The following is a 4245-nucleotide window of genomic DNA, read 5'->3' on the forward strand; positions in this document are numbered from 1 at the left end:
AGCCAATACCGTCTGGCCGATCGGTGCCAGGGAGAGAAAGGCAGTCGCTGCGAAAAGGGCGCGTCTCATCGGGAACCTCCGCTCGATAGAGGATTCTACGACGGCGATTGCGGCAACGTGGTGACGCAGGCTCGACGGACTTGAAGAATCGCGCGCGAAGGCGCTACGTCGCGTCCGCCGGCGTTCGGCCGGACAGGAGATTTGACGTGACGATATCGATGTATGAGGCGTCCGTGCCGGTGTTTTCGGCCAGGCTGAAAGCGCTTTCCGATGTGCTGGCGACCGCCGAACAGAATGCGCTTGACCGCAAGATCGACCCGCAGGTGTTTCTGACGGCGCGGCTGGCGCCAGACATGTTCGCCTTGACCAGGCAGGTGCAGATCGCCACCGATCATGCCAAGGGCGCGCCGTCACGACTCGCCGGGCGCGACGTGCCGAGATACGAGGACAACGAGGCGAGTTTCGCCGAAATTCAGGCGCGCATCACCAAGACCCTCGACCTTCTGGGCACATTTTCGGCTGCCGAGTTCGACGGCTCCGACGACAAGATCATCGAGCTGAAGCTTGGCGGGCGCGAAAGCTCGATGCCCGGCCTGCAGTATCTGCTGCATGTGGCTATGCCCAACTTCTATTTCCACCTCACCACGGCCTACGACATTCTTCGCCACAATGGCGTGCCGTTGGGCAAGGCGACATTCCTGGGAACGCGCTAGGGAATTGAGTTTTTTGGAGATGTCCCGGATCGATCCGGGACATCTCCGGAAGTACCTAGCGAATGGACATTTCGCGGGCGATGCGGGGGAAGTCGGCCGGCTTGATACCGATGTCGGCGCGGTCGGCATTGCTCATCGAATGAAGCAGCGCGAGCGCCGAGCGGTATCTCAGATGCTCCTGCGGCCGCGGCCGGGCGAACATTTCAGTGAAGAAACCCATGATTCAAGCCCCAAATTGGTCCTCCACATCCGCCAATATAGTTGAATCGTGACAATTGTGCAGTGCAGCATTTGCATACCTGCCATGTCTTGGCGAATTTTTCGACATTTTCTCTAACGGGCGAAACTTTTGGCCGGTGCGTATCGTAGCCTCGAATGCTGGCTACATGGCCGGTTTTCCTCGCCACACCTGGCGAATTCCGGACTGCAAAAAAATACAGTCTGAATTTTTGTTCTTGGGGTTGCGATGGGTCAAGCGGTGCAGGCGACGGCTAAATTCGTTAAGATCGGTGGCATGCATTTTTAACGAGCCGGTTCTATGCTTCGGTACCCGAATGGTCGGGCGGGGGGAGGCTGACATCGCTACTGGCGCCAAGCGGGATTTCGCTTCGTTGCTCGACGACCTCTTTATCGCCCCCGACAAGAATGGCGAGGGCGAAGAGGCCGGCGCTCGTCCATCCATCCCGTTCGACTATCTTTCGGTGGCCGATGAACTCCATTCCGGCCGCATCAAGGTTTCCGCAGCCGAATATCGCGAGGCGGGCGCGGATCTGGCGACGGAATTCGCCGCCTTGCTCGATCATGCCAAGCTGGCTCTCGCCGGCGAAGAGCCAAAGCCCGAGGAAAAGCTGCCGCCGATCGATCCGGAAGCCATCGCCGTCGAACTCGGCCTCAATCAGCCCAGGCAGGTCGCCGATTTCGGTCCTATGCGCCGCCGCTTTGCCTTTGCCAACCATCCCGACCGTGTCGCCCCGCATTTGCGCCAGCGCGCCATGATCCGCATGCAAGTGGCCAACATGCTGATCGACGAAGCCAAGCGCCGTGCACTGGCCGGTGCTCGCCGCTAACCCGGCTGGTTCACGCAAAAGTCGGTCTGGCGAGGCTTGGAGAGCGGCTCTGCTTTGCTTATAGATGCGGCTTCCTCCGCGCAGTCGCGCCAGCCTTCCTCCGGAGCCGAATCCCATGCACAAACGCCGTCTCGGTCGGACCGATCTTCTTGTGACCCAGATCTGCCTGGGCTCCATGACCTGGGGCCAGCAGAACACCGAGGCCGAAGGCCACGCCCAGATGGACCTGGCTTTCTCGCGTGGCGTCAATTTCATCGACACCGCTGAGCTCTATCCGATCCCGCCCAAGGCGGAGACGCAGGGACGGACCGAAAGGATCATCGGCAGCTGGATGAAAGCCAAGGGCAACCGCGACAAGGTGATCCTGGCCTCGAAGGTCGTCGGCCGCACGGCCAACAGCTGGTTTCGCGGCGACAGGCCGTCGCAACTGGTGCGCGCCGATATCTTTGACGCCATCGACAAGTCGCTGGCCAAGCTCGGCACCGACTATATCGACCTCTATCAGATCCACTGGCCGGAGCGGGATATCCCCTGGGGCGCCAACCCGACGCGCGTCGGCGCCGTGTCGCCGCGCGCCGATTCCGTCGGCGCACCGGCCGACGAAACACCGATCGCCGAGACGCTTGCCGTCTTCGACGAACTGGTGAAGGCTGGAAAGATCCGCCATTTCGGGCTGTCGAACGAGAGTTCCTGGGGCGTGATGCGGTTCCTTGCCGAAGCCGACAAGGGCATCGGCCCGCGCGTCGCGTCGATCCAGAACGCTTACAATCTCGTCAACCGCACTTTCGAGGTGAACCTCGCCGAGGTCTGCGAGCGCGAGCAAGTGTCGCTGCTGCCCTATTCGCCGCTGGCCCAGGGCTATCTCACCGGCAAATACGACCATGGCGCGCGACCGCAGGGGTCCCGCTCGCAGCTGTTCAATCGCGGCCAGCGCTACGAGACGCCAGGTGCCGCTGAAGCACAACTTGAATACAATGAGCTGGCGCGCTCCTTTGGCCTGGAGCCGGCACTGTTTGCCAATGCCTATGTCTCGAGCCGGCCGTTCGTAACCTCCAACATCGTCGGCGCAACGACGCTTTCGCAGCTCGACATGGCGCTGTCTTCCGTCGACGTCACCTGGACAGAAGAAATGCAGAAGGCGGTCGACGCGATCCACCAGCGGGTCGGCAATCCCTGTCCCTGAACGGGACTGGCTGCAGGCCGAATACTCGACAATTCCAAGGGAGCGAGCAGCAATGAATTTTCCAGTCGAGGCAGTGCGTGAAAAATTTCCGGCTCTCTTCCTGACCGACAAGGGCCGCCGCCGCATCTATCTCGACAATCCGGCCGGCACGCAGGTGCCACAGGCAGTGGCGGACGCGGTGTCGCGCTGCCTGTTGACCACCAATGCCAACCTTGGCGGCTTTTTCGAAACGACGATTGCCGCGCAAGTTGTCGTCGACGAGGCGCATCAGGCGATGGCCGATTTCCTCGGCGCCGCAAGCCCCGAGGAAATCATCATCGGCGCCAACATGACGACGCTGACCTATCACATGTCGCGCACGCTCGGCCGCACGATGCAGCGCGGCGACGAGATTATCCTCACCCGCATGGATCATGAGGGCAATGTTTCGCCCTGGCTGCAACTTGCCGAGGATCTCGGGCTCGTCGTGCGCTGGCTGCCATTCGATGAAAAGAGCTGGCAGGTCGAAGAGGCGACGCTGGCCGGTCTGTTTTCGGAGAAGACACGGCTGGTCGCGTTGAACTACGCCAGCAATTTGACCGGCTCGATCAATCGGGTGAAGGCGCTGACTGCGATGGCCAGGAATGCCGGCGCCCTTGTCTATGTCGATGCCGTCCAATTCGCGCCTCACGGTCTGATCGACGTGCAGGAGCTCGGCTGCGATTTCCTGATCTGCTCGGCCTACAAATTCTTCGGCCCACATATGGGCATATTGTGGGGCCGGCGCGACGTCGTCGAGACGCTGGAGCCCTACAAGTGCCGCTGCTCTTCCAACGGCCTGCCGGAGCGGTTCGAACTCGGCACGCCGCAGATCGAGCTGATGGCCGGTCTCACCGCCGCGGTCGACTACTTTGCCGACCTTGGCGCGGCGGCGGGCGAGGGCGGTTCAAGAAGGCAGAAAATTGCCAAGGCGTTTGCGGTTTCGATCGCGTATGAAAACCCGCTGGCGCAACAGCTGATCGATGGCCTGTCCGATGTCGAGGGCCTGACCATCCACGGCATCACCGATCCGAAGCGGCTCGGCGAGCGCGTGCCGACGGTTTCCTTCACCGTCGATGGCATCGTGCCCGAAACGATCGTGCGGCAGATGAACGCCGAAAACATCTTCCTGTGGTCTGGCCACAACTATGCCTGGGAGATCGTCCACCAGCTCGGCATTCCGGCCGAGCATGGCGTCGTGCGTATCGGCATCGCCCACTACAACACTACAGCCGAAATCGACCAGACGCTGGAGAGCGTACAC

At 61.4% G+C, this 4245-nt stretch carries 5 protein-coding genes; 4 read left to right on the forward strand and 1 reads right to left on the reverse strand.

The genetic code is table 11. The features are described from left to right. Nucleotides 1–206: 206 nt before the first annotated feature. Entirely contained in the window at nucleotides 207–713 is a 507-nt protein-coding gene (locus EOC06_RS33550; protein ID WP_127267825.1) for a DUF1993 family protein, read from the forward strand. A 55-nt stretch (nucleotides 714–768) separates the two neighbouring features. On the opposite strand, the gene EOC06_RS33555 is transcribed toward EOC06_RS33550, so the two are convergent. Then, entirely contained in the window at nucleotides 769–933 is a 165-nt protein-coding gene (locus EOC06_RS33555) for a hypothetical protein (protein WP_023810361.1), read from the reverse strand. A 391-nt stretch (nucleotides 934–1324) separates the two neighbouring features. Here EOC06_RS33555 and EOC06_RS33560 point away from each other — a divergent pair, with 391 nt between their 5' ends. The 3 genes from EOC06_RS33560 to EOC06_RS33570 all read left to right on the forward strand — a co-directional run. Next, nucleotides 1325–1780: a hypothetical protein gene (locus EOC06_RS33560; RefSeq protein ID WP_128309813.1), complete on the forward strand. Its 456-nt coding sequence runs from the start codon at nucleotides 1325–1327 to the stop codon at nucleotides 1778–1780. Between the two features lie 115 nt (nucleotides 1781–1895). Further along, a complete protein-coding gene (locus tag EOC06_RS33565) occupies nucleotides 1896–2963 on the forward strand; it encodes an aldo/keto reductase (RefSeq protein ID WP_128309814.1) in 1068 nt (355 codons plus the stop codon). A 52-nt stretch (nucleotides 2964–3015) separates the two neighbouring features. Beyond that, nucleotides 3016–4245: cysteine desulfurase-like protein (locus EOC06_RS33570; protein ID WP_128309815.1), on the forward strand; the 1230-nt coding region annotated here is incomplete at its 3' end.

Origin of the sequence: Mesorhizobium sp. M7A.F.Ca.MR.362.00.0.0, assembly GCF_004023175.1 — a bacterium.
GTDB lineage: Bacteria > Pseudomonadota > Alphaproteobacteria > Rhizobiales > Rhizobiaceae > Mesorhizobium.